Here is a 14733-nt window from a genome sequence, read left to right on the forward strand (position 1 = left end):
CCCGCCATGAAAACAGCTCCGTAATTCACAGGTCACGCAGATATGTCCTGGTCATTTCCAGATCGTGCGGCGTGCAGCTTTAGGTTGCGCGCGGCGGCGTGGAATCCGCGAGATTCTCGCAGTGATCTCCAGGAATTCGCCGCCTGTGAATGGGAGTTGTGATGTCGAAGAACGAGTCCGGGGCCGCCCCGCAGAGAAGCTCACTGCACCGCCGGTCCTTCCTGAACGGCTCCGTCGCCGCTGCGGTGACGGCCGCGTCCCTCGTGGGCGGTACGGCGGCGGCGCGGGCGTCGGACGCCAAGCCGGCCGCGTCGGGGCTGAAAGCGGGGGCGGGCCGGGCCGCGATCGACATCCCGTCCTCCCTCCTTCCGCTGGACAACTTCACCACCGTCCACGACGACCTCTACGTGCGGATCCTCCTGCTGGAGAACGGCTCACGCCGCATCGCCCTCGTCGTACTGGAGCTGACGTCGATCAGCGCCGAGGCGCTCGCCGACATGAGGTCGGTCATCACGAAGGCGGCCGGTGCGGAGACGGCCGACATCGTCGTGACCGTGACGCACACCTTCTCCGCCCCGCACGTCACCCCGGTCGGCAACGGCGCCGGCACGGCCCGGTTCGTGCAGCTGATCACCGAGGCCACCTCCACCGCGATCGCGGCCGCGGTCGAGGGACTGCGCTCCGCGCGGGTCGGGTACGGCACCGGCACCTGCGACGTGAACGTCAACCGGGACGTCCTGACCGCCGACGGCTGGTGGCTCGGCACCGGTGAGGCGGGCCCCTCCGACAAGAGCGTGGGCGTCACGCGCTTCGACGACCTGGACGGCAACCCGATCGCGGTCCTCATGAACTACGGCGTCCAGTCCTCCGTGATGATGGAGTCGGTCATGGCCAACGGGGACCTGCCGATCTCGGCGGACCTCGCGGGCGCGGCGGCGCGGCACGTCGAGAAGCAGTACGACGACGAGGTGGTCGGGCTCTTCCTGGTCGGCTCCTGCGGCGACCAGTCCCCGGCGTTCCGGTCCAAGCGCTACACCATCGACAAGGACAGGAACTGGTCCCAGGTCGACGCCCAGGACGCGGGCTGGCTGCTGCTGACGGTGCAGGGCGAACGCCTGGGCACCGAAGTCGTCAGGGTCAGCGAGACCATCAGGACCTCCGGGGGCGGTGCGGCCTCGGCCCTGCGTCTGGTCACCGACTCCGTCACGGTCGACACGGTGAAGACGGGGCTGCCCACGCAGCCGACCAAGTCGCACGAGTTCACCCCCGACGCCACGGCGGACGTGCCGATCTGGGCCCTCCAGGTAGGGGACGGCGTGTTCGTCGGCGTGGAACCGGAGCTGTCCACCGACACCGCGCTCGGCATCAAGAAGCACTCGCCGTTCCCGCACACCGCCGTCCTGTCGATGCTCGAAGGCGGCTCGAAGAACATGGCCGAGTCCCGCAGCTACGCCCGCATCACCTACGAGGCGATGGACTCGTCGTACGCCCAGGGCTCGGCCGAGACCGTCGCGGCGAAGATCGGCGACCTGCTCGACTCCCTGCGCGGCTGACCTCGCCATCGCTTTCCCCCCCACACCCCCACCGAATAGCAGGAGAAACACGTTGACCTGGGAAGAAAACAGGAATGACCGCCCCGCAAGCCGACTGAGCCGACGGGCCTTTCTGGGCAGTTCCGCAGTCGTCGCCGCCTCGGCCGCCCTCGGCACGGGCCCGGTGGCGCAGGCGGCCGAGGCAGTGACCTCCGCGACCCTCACGGGACCGGTCCGGATCGGGAGCGGCCAGGTGTCCGGAGTGGCGGGCGCGCTGTCCGGCACCACCGTCTTCAAGGGCATCCCCTACGCGGCCTCCACGGCCGGGGAGAACCGCTGGCGTCCGCCGCAGCCGCCGGCTTCCTGGACGGGCGTACGGGTGGCGGACACCTTCGGCGACATCTGCCCGCAGTCCGGCCCCTCGTCGTCCACTCCGGCGATGAGCGAGGACTGTCTCAACCTGAACGTCTGGACGGGGGCCGCCTCCAGCCGGGAACGGCGCCCGGTCCTCGTCTGGATCTACGGCGGGCGGTTCAACAGCGGTTACGGTTCCGACCCGACCTTCGACGGCGCGGGGCTGGCCGCCAAGGGCCTGGTCGTGGTGACGCTGAACTACCGCACCGGCGTCTTCGGCTTCCTCGCCACCCCTGAACTCAGCGCGGAGTCCGGACACCGGGCCTCGGGCAACTACGGCCTGCTCGACCAGATCGCGGCGCTGCGCTGGGTGCGGGACAACATCTCCGCCTTCGGCGGCGACCCCGGCCGGGTGACGATCGCCGGACAGTCCGCCGGGGCCGCCTCCGTCCTGGAACTGGTCTACTCGCCGCTCGCCCAGGGCCTGTTCCACGGCGCGATCGCCGAGAGCGGCGCCCGCTGTTCCGGCGACCCGGAGAACGCCGGACTGGCCACCTCCTACCGGACCCTGGCGGCGGCCGAGAGCGCGGGCACCACCTACGCACAACAGCACGACGCCACCACCCTCGCCGCACTGCGCGCCCTCACCGTGACCGACCTGCTCGACGGCAACAACGACAACGACACCACCGTCAGCGCACCCATGAACGGCAACCCGCCCCTCTTCCGCCCCGTCCTGGACGGCTGGGTCATGCCCAGGACCTACGAGGAGTCGCTCGCGCGCGGCGCCCACAACTACGTCCCGGTCATCACCGGCAACAACCTGGACGAGAGCGGCGCCTCGCCGGCGCCCGACACCACGCTCGCCGCGTACCAGAGCATGGCGCAGACCAAGTACGGCGCCATGAAGGACGAGTTCCTGGCGCTGTACCCGGCCTCGAACGACACCGAGGCCGGCGACCGGACCAACGCCTCCGCACGCGACGGCTCGCGGATCTCCACCTCGCTGTGGGCCACCGAGTGGGCGAGCAGGGCCAAGAGCCCGGTCTTCACCTACTTCTGGACGCACGCCCCGCCCGGACAGACCCGGGGCGCCTACCACGGCTCGGAGATCAACTACGTGTTCGACAACCTGTACGGCACCGACCTGCCCTGGACCGACGAGGACCGCGCGATCGCCGACACGATGTCCGCGTACGTGGTCAACTTCGCCGCCCACGGGGACCCCAACGGCCAGGGCCTCACCCACTGGGCCGCCGCGCGGCCGGGCTCCGCGACCACGATGGAACTGGGGGACGCGTTCGGGCACATCGCCGACGCCGATGCCGCCAACGTGGACTTCTTCGAGCGGTACTTCCCTACAAGGAAAGCCTGGTGACGGGAGGTCAGCGCCCGGGCGCCGGTCCGCTGCTGCCGCGGACGACCAGGTCCACCGGGACGAGGGACTCGGGCCGAGGAGGCTCCGTGGCGCCGTCGATGCGGCTGAGCAGGCGCCGCAGGGAGCGGGTGCCGATCTCCGCGAAGTCGGTGCGCACGGTGGTCAGCGGCGGGAGGAGGTGGGCGGCCTCCGGGATGTCGTCGTAGCCGACGACGCTGACCTCGCCGGGGACGGAGCGTCCGGCCTCGTGGAGGGCGTGCAGCACACCGAGCGCCATCTGGTCGTTGGAGACGAACACCGCCGTCACCTCCCGGCGCTCGGCCAGCCGGCGGCCCAGCTCGTACCCCGAGTCGGCGCTCCAGTCGCCCACCAGCGGGTCGGGCACCTCGGCACCGGCCGCCTCCAGGGTCGAGCGCCAGCTGGCCAGCCGGTGGTCGGCGGAGGTCCAGCCGGTCGGGCCCGCGAGGTGCCACACCGTGCAGTGGCCGAGCCGCAGCAGATGCTCGGTCGCCTTGCGGGCCCCGACCCGCGAATCGCCGGTGATCAGCGGGGTCTCGGTGTCGAGGCCGTTCTCCAGCACCACCAGCGGGATGTCCAGGTGGGTGTCGGCCAGGGCGCGGCCCACCCACAGCTGCGGGGCGATGGCGATCACCCCGTCCGCGCCCTCGGCCGAGAGGCGGTCGACGGCCTCGACCACCGTGTCGTGGTCGGCCGTGTCGAGCGCGATGGAGCTCACCAGGTAGCCGGCGTCCTGGGCCGCGGTGTTGATCGCGGTGAGGATGGCGGCGGGCCCGTAGCGGGCGGCGTCGAAGGAGATGACGCCGAGCATCCGGGTCCGGCCGCTGGCCAGCGACCTGGCACTGCGGCTGGGGCGGTAGTCGAGCGTGCGCATGGCCTCGAGGACCGCTTCGCGCGTCTCGGCGCGGACGGACGGATGGTCGTTCAGCACACGGGAGACGGTCTGTTTCGAGACACCGGCCAGCCGGGCCACGTCGTCCATCACGGGCCGCGAGCCCGCGAAGTTCCGTCTGCTGCGCCACTTCGGAACGGCTCCTTCGGCGGCGCTTCGGGTCATGGTGGCGGTTTCCTCGACATCGGTATGGCGGTCTGTCCCGCCCGGCGGGATTCACAGCATAGGCGGGACAGCCCGAGGGCCCGGGGGGTGCCTCAGCCGGCCCGGATAGTCCAGGAGCGGGCGGTCACCCACTCGGCGTGCGTGACGGCGGCCCTCTCCCCGGCGCCGGCCGCCTCCCGCGGCACGTACACGGGTGCGTCCGGGTGCAGCGGCAGCACCCTCAGCCGCAGGCCGTCGGCGCGCAGGGCATCGGCGGGCAGCCGGTCGACGCCGATGTCCCAGACCCGCCCCGAGAAGAACTGGTCGGCGACGAGCGCGTCTCCCACGTACGCCCGCCCCACGTCCCCGGTCCAGTGGATGCGCAGCAGCGTCCCCGGCGGCCGGTCGTCCGGGACGTCGACGCGGTACTCGGCGGCCACGGTGTCGAAGTACTTGTCCGCGGGCGCGCTCGCCCGGTTCTGCACCCCCGTCGAGAGGTCGGGCGCCGGACCGGCGGGCCGGACCAGGGTGATCGAAACGGTGGTGTCATCAGCCTCGGCGGACGGAACCGAGTAACGGGTGAACACCCCGTCCGCCGCCGCGCTCACCGGCACCCCGTCCACGACGGGAGCCCGCTCCGGAGCGGGCAGCACCGCGAACGAGGTCCCCAGGGACGAACCGTGCAGCCGTACCTCCGCATGGTCGAAGACGACACCCTCGCCCCACAGCACCAGCCGCTCGGCACCCCAGGCCACGCCCCGGTAGGCGGTCCGTGCCGTCGCCGCGTCCAGCACCAGCAGGCCGACCCGGCCACCGTCCGCCGTGTCCACCTCGACCAGGGCGTCGGTACCGGGCCGCAGCCCGGTCACCATCAGCCGACCGCCGACGGCCGTGACATTCCCGGACGGCACACCGACCGACGCCACCGTCGAGGCGTCCAGGGCGAGTTCGGGCGCGATGCCGTCGATCGCGGCCAGCACCAGGACCGTACGGCCGTCCACGTCGACCGTGCAGACGGGCTGCGCGGTGGCCCACTCCAGCTGCAGACCCGCCACGTCCAGCCGCAGCGGCCAGCAGAAGTAGGCGCCGCGCGGGACCGTGACGGGAGTGCTCGGCAGAGTCAACTCGGCGCCGCCGTCCGGGAATTCGACCGTGAACGACGTGTCCGGGTGGTCCGGCAGCGGTTCGTGCGGCTGGTGGTTGTTGACGAACAGGAACCCGGAGCAGCCATCGCCGCGCACGGCCCAGCGCAGCGTGTCCCGGTCGTCCTGCGCGGACGGCTGCCGCTCGGGCAGCACCGACTCCATGGGTGCGAAACGGTCGCCGAAGTCCGCCAACAGCAGGTGCTGGAGGCGCAGTTCGTGGTAGGTCCGCCGGTACTGGCCGTACTCGCCGAGCGGGGCCTGGAAGTCGTACGTCAGGACGGGCAGGTCGTTGGGGTAGCCGGTGGCGTGGGACTCCTGGAGGGTGGTGAGCTCACCGGCCGGGTTGGTGCCGCCGTGGAACATGTAGAAGCCCTGCCAGACCGAGCCGCAGCCGATCTTGGTGAGACCGAGGGCGCCGATGTCGTCGGGGTCGACGCGTGGCCGGCGGTGGTACGACACCGCCATACCGCCGCCCAACTCGCAGGTGGCCCAGGGGAACCGGTCCGCGAACGCGTCCGGGTCGCCGCCACGCACGGTCGTGGGCCTGAGGTCGGCGCCGATGCCCTCGTCGTCGCGCCGGTGGGTGAAGAAGAAGTGCTTGCGGCAGGTGTCGGGCCAGCCGCCGTCCGCCTCGGTCCAGAAGGCCTCGGTGTAGCCGCCGTACAGCGGAAGCAGCTCGTCGGGCGGGAGCTGGACCCCGCCCCAGGCGGTCGACGTCCACAGCGGGGCACTCAGGCCGGCCTCCTGGGCCATCCGCTTGAGGGTGAGGAGGTGGCCGGGCTGGTCGTAGAGCTCGTTCTCGATCTGGATCGCCACGATCGGGCCGCCGTGCGCCCGGTCCAGACCGCGCAGTTGCTCGGCGACGGCCGCGAACCAGGTGCCCACGGGTTCGAGATACGCCGGGTCATCGGTGCGCGGCACGCAGTCGCGGGCCAGCAGCCAGTCGGGCAGGCCGCCATTGCGGACCTCCGCGTGTGACCAGGGGCCGATGCGCGGGATGAAGTCCAGTCCGTGCCGGGCGCACAGCTCGGCGAAGCGGCGCAGGTCGCGGTCTCCGTCGAAGCGGACGCGGCCCTCGATCTCCTCGTGGTGGATCCAGATGAGGTAGCTGGCGATGGTGGTCACCCCGCCCGCCTTCATCTTCAGCAGCTCCTCCTCCCACTCGTCGGCCGGATAGCGGGAGTAGTGGAACTCGCCGGAGACCGGGAACCAGGGGCGGCCGCCCCGCGTGAGCCAACGGCTGGTGACCTCGATGGGATCGGGCACTCCGGGGGCGTCCGCGAAGGGCAGGTGTCCGGTCAGCGGCGGGCCGGCGGGGTCGGGGACCCGCAGGCGGTGCGGATGCGTCGTCATCAGGAGTCGTTCTCCGGTCCGAGGTCGGGAGTGTCGGTCAGCCGGGCGTGCGTGCCGGTCGTGGCGTGCAGCTCCAGCAGGACCAGTTCGTTGGCGCCCGGACGCAGGACCGGGCCGGGGACGTACAGGGTGTGCTGCGGACCGCGGTTCCAGTAACGGCCGAGGTGGAATCCGTTGACCCATGCCTGGCCCTTGGTCCAGCCGGGCAGGGAGAGGAACGTGTCGGCGGGGGTGTCCACGTCGAACGTGCCGTGATGGAAGGCGGGTTCGGCGTCGGTGGCCGCCTCGGACGGCACGAACGGCACCGCGTCCAGGTCGTCCAGGGGCACGGGCCGGCACTCCCAGCCGTGCAGGGCGGTGCCCTGGAAGGACACCTGCCCGAGCAGGCCCTTGGGCGCACCGATGCGCGGCCCGTAGTTGACCCCGCCCAGGTTCTCCACAAGGACCTCGAGGACCGCACCGGGCTCCGGCACCCGCACGGGCAGCGTCTCGTCGTGGCGTTCGCGCTCCAGTACGCCGACACTGGCGCCGTCCACGAAGACCTGGGCGCGGTCGCCGACCCCGCCCGCGAAGTGCAGCAGACCGTCGCCGGAGGCGGGAACGGTGGTGCGGTAGAGCACATGGCCGGTGTGCACCCCGAGTTCGTGCATCGGCACCGGGTCCTGGGCGCGCACGACCCCGTCCAGCGCGCGTACGTACGGCAGCAGCGGCGCCCTGCGGTCCAACTCGACTGTGGTAGAAGGAAGTTTGGGACCCGGCGCCGGGGCCGGCTCCTCGGGAACGGCCGCGTACCGGGCGATGACCTCGCGGAAGGCGTGGTACTTGGGGCCGGGGTCGCCGCTCTCGGTGAGCGGGGCGTCGTAGTCGTATGACGTGATGGTGGGCTCGTAGGCGTGCTTGTGGTTGGCGCCGTTGGTGAAGCCGAAGTTGGTGCCGCCGTGGAACATGTAGATGTTGACGGAGGCACCCGCCGACAGCAGCCGGTCGAGGTCGGCCGCGGCGTCGTCCGCCGACCGCACATGGTGCGGCCCGCCCCAGTTGTCGAACCAGCCGATCCAGAACTCGGCGCACATCAGCGGGCCTTCGCTCTGGTGGGCGCGCAGCGCCGCCAGGTGCTCGTCGACCCGGCTGCCGAAGGTGGCGGTGGCGAGCGTGCCGGGCAGGCTGCCGGCGCTCAGGTGCGGGGCGTTGGCCTGGTCGCAGGTGAACAGCAGCTCGTCGACACCGCGGGAGCGCAGGGCCTGTTCGACGTGCTTCAGGTACGCGGTGTCGTCGCCGTACGCCCCGTACTCGTTCTCCACCTGTACGGCGATCACCGGTCCGCCGTTCGCGGCCAGATGCGGCAGCAGCGGGGGCAGGAGCTGGTCGAGGTAGCGGTCGAAGGCCTGCGTGAAGCGGGGATCGCTGGTGCGCAGCCGGATGTCGGGGTCCGAGAGGAGCCACGCGGGCAGCCCGCCGTCGTCCCACTCGGCGCAGATGTACGGCCCGGGCCGCAGCAGCACATGCAGGCCCTCCGCCTGCGCCAGGCGCAGGAAACGGGGCAGGTCGAGCAGGCCGTCGAGGGCGAGGGTGCCGGGCTCCGGCTCGTGCAGGTTCCACGGCAGGTACGTCTCGACGGCGTTGAGCCCCATCAGACGCGCCTTGCGCAGCCGGTCGGCCCACTGGTCGGGATGGACGCGGAAGTAGTGCAGGGCCCCGGAGATGATCCGGAACGGCTCGCCGTGCAGGAGGAAACCGTCGGACGACGTCGTCAGAGCGGGCATGGGGGGCTTCCCTTCGCTTCGGTTCGATTCGGAGTGCGGAGCCTTGTGCGTGGGGGACCGGGGTGCCGGATTCAACAGGGCTCAGGAGTCAGTGAGTTCGGGTGCTGCGGATCAGCCAGAGCGTGGCGGCCAGGCACAGCGCCGAGACACCGGAAAGCAGGAGCGGGACCGCGCGGATGCCGGACGCTTCAATCGCCTTGCCGAGCGCCGGCCCGGCGGCGACACCGCCGACCATGGAGGCGGCGATGACCAGGGCCCCGGCCCGCCGGGCGCGTGGAGCCGCCCGGTGCAGCCAGGGCAGGCCGGTGGGGAAGACCGGGGCGATGAACAGCCCGACACCGGCGTACGCGTACGGCGCGAGCGCCGGGACCGAGGCCAGCAGCAGACAGACCGTCATGCCCGCGCAGGAGACCGTGATGATGGCCTGGGCGGAGAAGCGCAGGGCGATCGGGGCGACCAGGAACCGGCCGACGGTCATCATCAGCCAGTACACGGAGGTGGCGGTCGCGGCGACCCCGGCGCCGAACCCCACCGTCTCCAGGTGCGTCGGCTCCCAGCCGCCGACACCCGCCTCGATACCCACGTGCAGGACGTAGAGCACGACGAACATGGCGAGCACCGAACCCAGGCTGCGGCCGAGAACCCGTCCGCCGTCGGTCCCGGATCCGGCCGTCGCGGCCGTCGGACCCGGCGCGCGGTCGCGCACGCCCCGCAGGCACAGCAGCAGCGGCAGGTTGGCGAGCGCGAAACCGAGGAAGACCGCCGGGTAGTGCGCCGAGCCGACCGCGCCGATCAGCGCCGGGCCGAGGATCGCGCCGATCCCGAAGTGCGCGTTGAGGATGTTCAGCATCGCGGTCGAACGGTGGCCGAAACCGACCGCGAACAGCTGGTTGAGGCCGTAGTCGATGCCGCCGAAGCCGAGTCCCGCCAGCAGGGCCGTGGCCAGTGCGGTCGGCCAGTTCGGCGCCAGCGCGAAACCCGCCGCGCCGACGGCCATGAGGAGGTACGAGGCGCCGAGGATCTGCCGGTTGCCGAGCCGGCCGTAGAGCCGGTCGAACAGCAGCACACCGGCCACCCCGCCGACGAAGTGGGCACTCAGCCCCAGCCCGGCGGCCGAGGGGGTCAGCCCGAACTCCTCGCGGAACGCCGGGATGGCGGGCCCGTACAGGGCCTGGAGGGCGCCGATGAGAACGAAGCCCACGCAGGAGGCGACCACGGCGGCGGGGCTGAAGATCGGGGCGGCGTTCGGGGCGGCCCTCGGCGGGGCGCTCGGTCCGACCGGCGGTGCGGATGGCTCCGGCCTGCCGCTGTCGACAACTCGTTCTTCCCCCGGCACAGCACACCTTTCCTTCGCTCTTACGGCAGTGATGTTACCGGTAACATCGGCAGCGTCAAGATCCCGGACAGAGGTGGATGGGGGAGAGGTGGGTGGATGGCGGTTTGGACTGTTCGTCCAGGCTCTGGACGTGTAGTCTGAGATGACTCGTTGTGGCAGGGAGGGGATGTCGATGGTCGAGGCGAGCGTGGAGGCCGAGCGGGACGCGATCATCGCGGCGCTGACGCCCGTCATGGACGGCATCGCGGCGACGTTCGGCCCGATGTGCGAGGTGGTCCTGCATGACTACCGGCACCCGGAGAAGTCGGTGGTGGCCCTCGCCGGCTCGGTGACGGGGCGTGCGGTGGGCGGGGCGATGAGCGAGATCGGCATGCGGATCGTCGCCCGGGGCGAGGAGGCGGGCGACGAACTGAACTACGTCACCCGGATCGGGACCGGGAAGACCGTCAAGTCGTCCACGATGGTGCTGCGGGACTCGACGGGCGCGGTCTTCGGCGCGGTGTGCGTGAACCTGGACGTCACCGCGGTCACCGAGGCCCACACCCTGCTCGCCGCGCTCGCCGGCACCCCCCGCACCCCTGCCGAACTGCCGGTCACCACCTTCGGCAACGACATCGACTCCGTCGTCGACGTCATCCTCGACGACCATCACCTCAGGCAGAACCAGCCATGGGCGGGTCTCGACCGCGAGGCACGCCTGGAGCTGTTCCGCGGCCTGGACGAGCGCGGGGTGTTCGCGGTGCGCCGCTCGGTCGAGCAGGTGGCCGGCCGCCTCGGCATCTCCCGCGCCTCCGCGTACAGCTACCTCGCCCAGGCCAGGGCGGCGACCGACACGACGTCCGAGGCCGATGGCACCACTTCCGACTCCGGTGGCACGACTTCCGCCTCCGGTGGCGACGCTTCCGATTCCGCTGGCGCCGCTTCCGACTCCGCTGGAGGGCACGCGTGACGACCAGCACCCCGCCCGTCACTCTCGACGACATCCGTGACGCGGCCGCCCGCCTCAAGGGCGTCGCACACCGCACCCCGGTGCTGCGCTCGCGCACCCTCGACGAACGCGTCGGCGCCGAGGTCTTCCTCAAGTGCGAGAACTTCCAGCGCGTGGGGGCCTTCAAGTTCCGCGGCGCCTACAACGCGGTCTCGCGCCTCACGCCGGAGCAGCTGGCCCGGGGCGTCGCCGCCTTCTCCTCCGGGAACCACGCCCAGGCCGTCGCCCTGGCCGCCCGGGAACTCGGCACCACCGCGGTGATCGTCATGCCGGAGGACACCCCGGCCTCGAAGCTGGCGGCCACCGCCGGTTACGGCGCCGAGATCGTGACGTACGACCGCTACACCGGCGACCGCGTGGCCATCGGCGAGGCCCTGGCCGCCGAGCGGGGCCTCGCGCTCATCCCGCCCTACGAGCACCCGCACGTCATCGCCGGGCAGGGCACCGCGACGCTCGAACTCCTCGAGGAGGTAGGGGAGTTGGAAGCGCTGATGACACCGGTCGGCGGCGGCGGGCTGATCGCCGGGAGTGCCACGGCGGCCAAGGGGCTGTACCCGGGCATCCGCGTGATCGGCGTCGAACCGGAGGCGGGGGACGACACCAAGAGATCCCTGGAGGCGGGCCGGCGCGTCAGCGTCCCCGTGCCCAGGACCATCGCCGACGGACAGGCCCTGCACACGCCCGGAGAGTTGACCTTCTCCATCAACCGACTGCTCGTCGACGAGATCGCCCTGGTCTGCGACGACGAGATCCGGGACGCGATGCGCTTCGCCTTCGAAAGACTGAAGATCGTCGTCGAGCCGAGCGGCGCCACTCCGCTCGCCGCCCTCCTCGCCGGCGGAGCGGCCGGCCTCCCGCGCCGGATCGGCGTGATCATCTCCGGCGGGAACATCGACGCGGAGCGCTTCGCCCGGCTCTGCGGAACCGTGGACTGACAGACACAGGGCCGCCGTCCCCCGAATGGCAGTGCCGGGTGGACAGGCGGACGATGGAGTGGTGGGGCCGGCCCCGCCGGTCCGCCCGGAGTGGACGGGCGACGGAGACCAGCCCCGGCCGTACGGACAACGGCCGGAAGGGAGAGCCGTCATGATCGAGGTGAAGCCGCTCGACAAGCCGGACGAGCGCCGTGATTTCCCCAGGGGCCATCTCGAAGCCGTCCACCTCACCGGACTCGACTTCGCCGTGGCGACCTTCGAACCGGGCTGGCGCTGGTCGGAGTCCGTGGCACCTATAGCGGGCACGGACAGCTGCCAGATCCATCACAACGGATACGTCGTCCAGGGACGCATGCGCATCCGCATGGACGACGGTTCCGAGAGCGAGGTCGGGCCCGGCGACGTCTTCGTGGCCCCGCCCGGACACGACGCCTGGGTCGTCGGCGACGAACAGTGCGTGGCATACGACTTCGCGGGCAGCATGGCAAAGGAGTACGCCAAGGCGGACTGACACTCGGCGTGCGGTCAGACCGGCAGCAGCCGGCCGACCAGGGTCCCGAGCTGTCGCGCGTTGCGGCACTCGTGCATCTCGACGAGTTCGGCGTAGGCGGGGGCGGCTGAGTCGCCCGTGCCCCACTGCGCGTGTGCCTCCGGGTTCAACCAGTAGACACGGCGGGCCCGTTCGGCGATGTGCCGTACGGCCGCCAGGTTCGGGTCGCTCATGTTCGTGCGGGCGTCACCGAGGACGAACACGGTCGTGCGCGGGCCGACCGCCTCGCCGTACCGCTCCGCGAACTCGCCCAGGGCGACGCCGTAGTCGCTGCTGCCGTGCCAGCCCGTGAGGGTCGCCTCCGCCCGGATCCGGGCGCCGAGCCCTTCCGGGTCGGCCGCGCCGTGCACGAGCAGCCGGGTCACCTCGTCGAGCCGATTGACGAAGGCGAACACCCGCACCTTGCTGAACTGGTCGTGCAACGCCTGCACCAGCAGCATCGTGAAATCGGAGAACCCGGACACCGAGCCCGACACATCGCACAGCAGCACCAGTTCGGGGCGGGCGGGGCGACGCCGGCGCAGCACCGGCCGCATCGGGACCCCGCCCGTCGACAGCGACCCCCGCAGGGTGCGGCGCAGGTCGATCGTGCCGCGGGCGGCGCGGCGGCGGCGCGCGGCCAGCCGGGTGGCGAGCTTGCGGGCGAGGGGCTGCACGGTCCTGCGCAGCTCGGCCAGCCGATCCTTCCCCGCGAACAGGAAGTCGACCCGGTCGGCGGTCGGGGCCACCGCCCGCCGCGCGATCTCGTCCCGGCCGCGCCGCTCGGCGACCCGGCGCCGCGCCTCCGCGGCCACCATCCCCCGGAAGTCCTCGATACGCCGCCGGATCTCGTCCTCCAGCAGCCGGTCCGTGAACCCCGAACCGCCGCCCCGCGCACGGACGTCGTCGCGGACGCGGGCGAGCAGCGTCTGGGGGCGGAGCCGTTCGAGCGTCTGGTACGACGACCAGCCGTCGGACGCCGGAGAGGAGCCGTATCCCCCGAAGCCGTCGACCGCCTCGATCGCCAACCGGGCCAGCAGCGCCCGGTCGTCGGCGGTGAGCGCCGCCGCGAGCCGGTCGCGCAGGTCGCCGCGGTCCGCGGGCTCCGCCTCGGGCGCGCCGACGCCCCGCGGAAAGTACAGGTCGAAGACCGGATCGAACACCGGCCGCTGGGACGTCCCGTGCAACAGGGTCGCGGCCAGCCCCTCCCGCAACCGCTCACGGTCGGCCAGTCCCAGCGCTTCCACCGCCTGCGCGGCGTCCAGGGTCTCGCCGGTGCCGACGCGGACGCCGTGCGCGCGCAGCGCCCCGACGAGGGACGTCAACCGCTCAGCGACACCGGCCGGCGTGCTCACAGCGCGCCCAGGTCGAGCTTGGCGGTGGCCTTGAGGACGTCGTCCTGGTGCTTCAGGAGCACGCCCAGGCTGTCGCGTACGACGGTCTCGTCGAGCGTGTCGGCGCCGAGGGCGATGAGCGTGTGCGCCCAGTCGATGGTCTCCGCGACCGACGGCACCTTCCGCAGGTCCATCGCCCGCAGCGCGCCCACCACCCGGACCACCGACTCGGCCAGCGCCTCGTCCAGGCCCGGCACCTTCAGCCGGACGATCCGGCGCTCCAACTCCTCGTCGGGGAAGCCGATGTGCAGGAACAGACAGCGCCGACGCAGCGCCTCCGACAGCTCACGGCTCGCGTTCGAGGTGAGCACGACGAAGGGGCGGCGGGTCGCGCTGATCGTGCCCAACTCGGGCACGGTGACCTGGAAGTCGCTGAGCACCTCCAGGAGCAGGCCCTCCACCTCGACGTCCGCCTTGTCGGTCTCGTCGATCAGCAGCACCTTGGGCTCGTCGCCGCGAATCGCGGTCAGCAGCGGGCGGGGGAGCAGGAACTCCTCGCTGAAGATGTCCGTGCGCGCCTCGTCCCACGTCTCGTCCCGGCCCGCGCTGATGCGCAGCAACTGCTTGGCGTGGTTCCACTCGTACAGCGCCCGGGACTCGTCGACGCCTTCGTAGCACTGAAGACGCACCAGCCGAGCCTGGGCGACCTGCGCCACCGCCTTGGCGAGCTCGGTCTTGCCGACCCCGGCGGGACCCTCCACCAGGAGCGGCTTGCCCAGGCGGTCGGCGAGGAAGACGGTCGTGGCGACCGCGGGAGAGGCGAGATAGCCGGTCTCGGCGAGACGTGCGGAGACGTCGTCTACGGAAGTGAACAACGGGGCCTCCAACTCGGTGGCGGTACCTGGCAGTGCCGACAGCCACCTATCTAAGCGCTTGTTCACCGCCCGTGTCACTACAGATCCGTGTCACACGGACAGGGCGAACACAAGGCGGGGGCGGCCGTCGAAACGGCCGCCCCCTCCCGTCGTACGC

The 14733-nt window shown here is 71.7% G+C and carries 11 protein-coding genes; 5 read left to right on the top strand and 6 right to left on the bottom strand.

Annotated elements, in window-relative coordinates; all coding sequences use genetic code 11:
* Positions 1-161: 161 nt before the first annotated feature.
* Together AB0I77_RS07555 and AB0I77_RS07560 are read left to right on the top strand one after the other, a co-directional pair.
* Entirely contained in the window at positions 162-1553 is a 1392-nt protein-coding gene (locus AB0I77_RS07555; protein WP_363281450.1) for a hypothetical protein, read from the top strand.
* Positions 1554-1605: 52 nt separating this feature from the next.
* Complete coding sequence (locus tag AB0I77_RS07560; protein ID WP_363281451.1) at positions 1606-3264, top strand: carboxylesterase family protein; 1659 nt, start codon at positions 1606-1608, stop codon at positions 3262-3264.
* Positions 3265-3271: 7 nt separating this feature from the next.
* On the opposite strand, the gene AB0I77_RS07565 is transcribed toward AB0I77_RS07560, so the two are convergent.
* The 4 genes from AB0I77_RS07565 to AB0I77_RS07580 all read right to left on the bottom strand — a co-directional run bounded on the left by AB0I77_RS07565 (position 3272) and on the right by AB0I77_RS07580 (position 9813).
* Positions 3272-4339: a LacI family DNA-binding transcriptional regulator gene (locus AB0I77_RS07565; RefSeq protein ID WP_363281452.1), complete on the bottom strand. Its 1068-nt coding sequence runs from the start codon at positions 4337-4339 to the stop codon at positions 3272-3274.
* Between the two features lie 92 nt (positions 4340-4431).
* A complete protein-coding gene (locus AB0I77_RS07570; protein WP_363281453.1) occupies positions 4432-6816 on the bottom strand; it encodes a beta-galactosidase in 2385 nt (794 codons plus the stop codon).
* Positions 6816-8579, bottom strand: a complete 1764-nt coding sequence (locus tag AB0I77_RS07575; protein WP_363281454.1) for a glycoside hydrolase family 35 protein — start codon at positions 8577-8579, stop codon at positions 6816-6818. Before AB0I77_RS07575 ends, AB0I77_RS07570 begins: the two co-directional genes overlap by 1 nt.
* An 88-nt stretch (positions 8580-8667) precedes the next feature.
* Complete coding sequence (locus tag AB0I77_RS07580; RefSeq protein ID WP_363281596.1) at positions 8668-9813, bottom strand: MFS transporter; 1146 nt, start codon at positions 9811-9813, stop codon at positions 8668-8670.
* Between the two features lie 274 nt (positions 9814-10087).
* Between AB0I77_RS07580 and AB0I77_RS07585 the strand changes: the two genes are divergently transcribed.
* From AB0I77_RS07585 to AB0I77_RS07595, 3 genes are all read left to right on the top strand, one after another.
* Positions 10088-10864, top strand: a complete 777-nt coding sequence (locus tag AB0I77_RS07585) for a PAS domain-containing protein (protein WP_363281597.1) — start codon at positions 10088-10090, stop codon at positions 10862-10864.
* Positions 10861-11838 (top strand): threo-3-hydroxy-L-aspartate ammonia-lyase, encoded by a 978-nt coding sequence (locus tag AB0I77_RS07590; protein ID WP_363281455.1) that lies wholly within the window; start codon positions 10861-10863, stop codon positions 11836-11838. The genes AB0I77_RS07585 and AB0I77_RS07590 overlap by 4 nt, the downstream gene beginning before the upstream one ends.
* Before the next feature lie 151 nt (positions 11839-11989).
* Positions 11990-12349 carry a cupin domain-containing protein gene (locus AB0I77_RS07595; RefSeq protein WP_363281456.1) on the top strand — a complete coding sequence of 120 codons (360 nt, stop codon included), beginning with the start codon at positions 11990-11992 and terminating at the stop codon, positions 12347-12349.
* 14 nt (positions 12350-12363) lie between these two features.
* Here the strand turns inward: AB0I77_RS07595 and AB0I77_RS07600 are convergent, their stop codons facing one another.
* Positions 12364-13722, bottom strand: a complete 1359-nt coding sequence (locus AB0I77_RS07600; protein WP_363281457.1) for a VWA domain-containing protein — start codon at positions 13720-13722, stop codon at positions 12364-12366.
* The gene (locus AB0I77_RS07605) at positions 13719-14576 is read right to left on the bottom strand and encodes a MoxR family ATPase (protein ID WP_363281458.1); all 858 of its coding nucleotides are present in this window, start codon (positions 14574-14576) and stop codon (positions 13719-13721) included. Before AB0I77_RS07605 ends, AB0I77_RS07600 begins: the two co-directional genes overlap by 4 nt.
* Positions 14577-14733: the final 157 nt, after the last annotated feature.

It is taken from the genome of Streptomyces sp. NPDC050619 (assembly GCF_040654815.1).
Classification (GTDB): domain Bacteria; phylum Actinomycetota; class Actinomycetes; order Streptomycetales; family Streptomycetaceae; genus Streptomyces.

Bases quoted from the DNA above. Each gene is read 5' to 3' on its own strand.
- AB0I77_RS07555 (WP_363281450.1), top strand. From the start codon at position 162: ATGTCGAAGAACGAGTCCGGGGCCGCCCCGCAGAGAAGCTCACTGCAC.
- AB0I77_RS07595 (WP_363281456.1), top strand. From the start codon at position 11,990: ATGATCGAGGTGAAGCCGCTCGACAAGCCGGACGAGCGCCGTGATTTC.
- AB0I77_RS07565 (WP_363281452.1), bottom strand. From the start codon at position 4,339: ATGACCCGAAGCGCCGCCGAAGGAGCCGTTCCGAAGTGGCGCAGCAGA.
- AB0I77_RS07585 (WP_363281597.1), top strand. From the start codon at position 10,088: ATGGTCGAGGCGAGCGTGGAGGCCGAGCGGGACGCGATCATCGCGGCG.
- AB0I77_RS07575 (WP_363281454.1), bottom strand. From the start codon at position 8,579: ATGCCCGCTCTGACGACGTCGTCCGACGGTTTCCTCCTGCACGGCGAG.
- AB0I77_RS07570 (WP_363281453.1), bottom strand. From the start codon at position 6,816: ATGACGACGCATCCGCACCGCCTGCGGGTCCCCGACCCCGCCGGCCCG.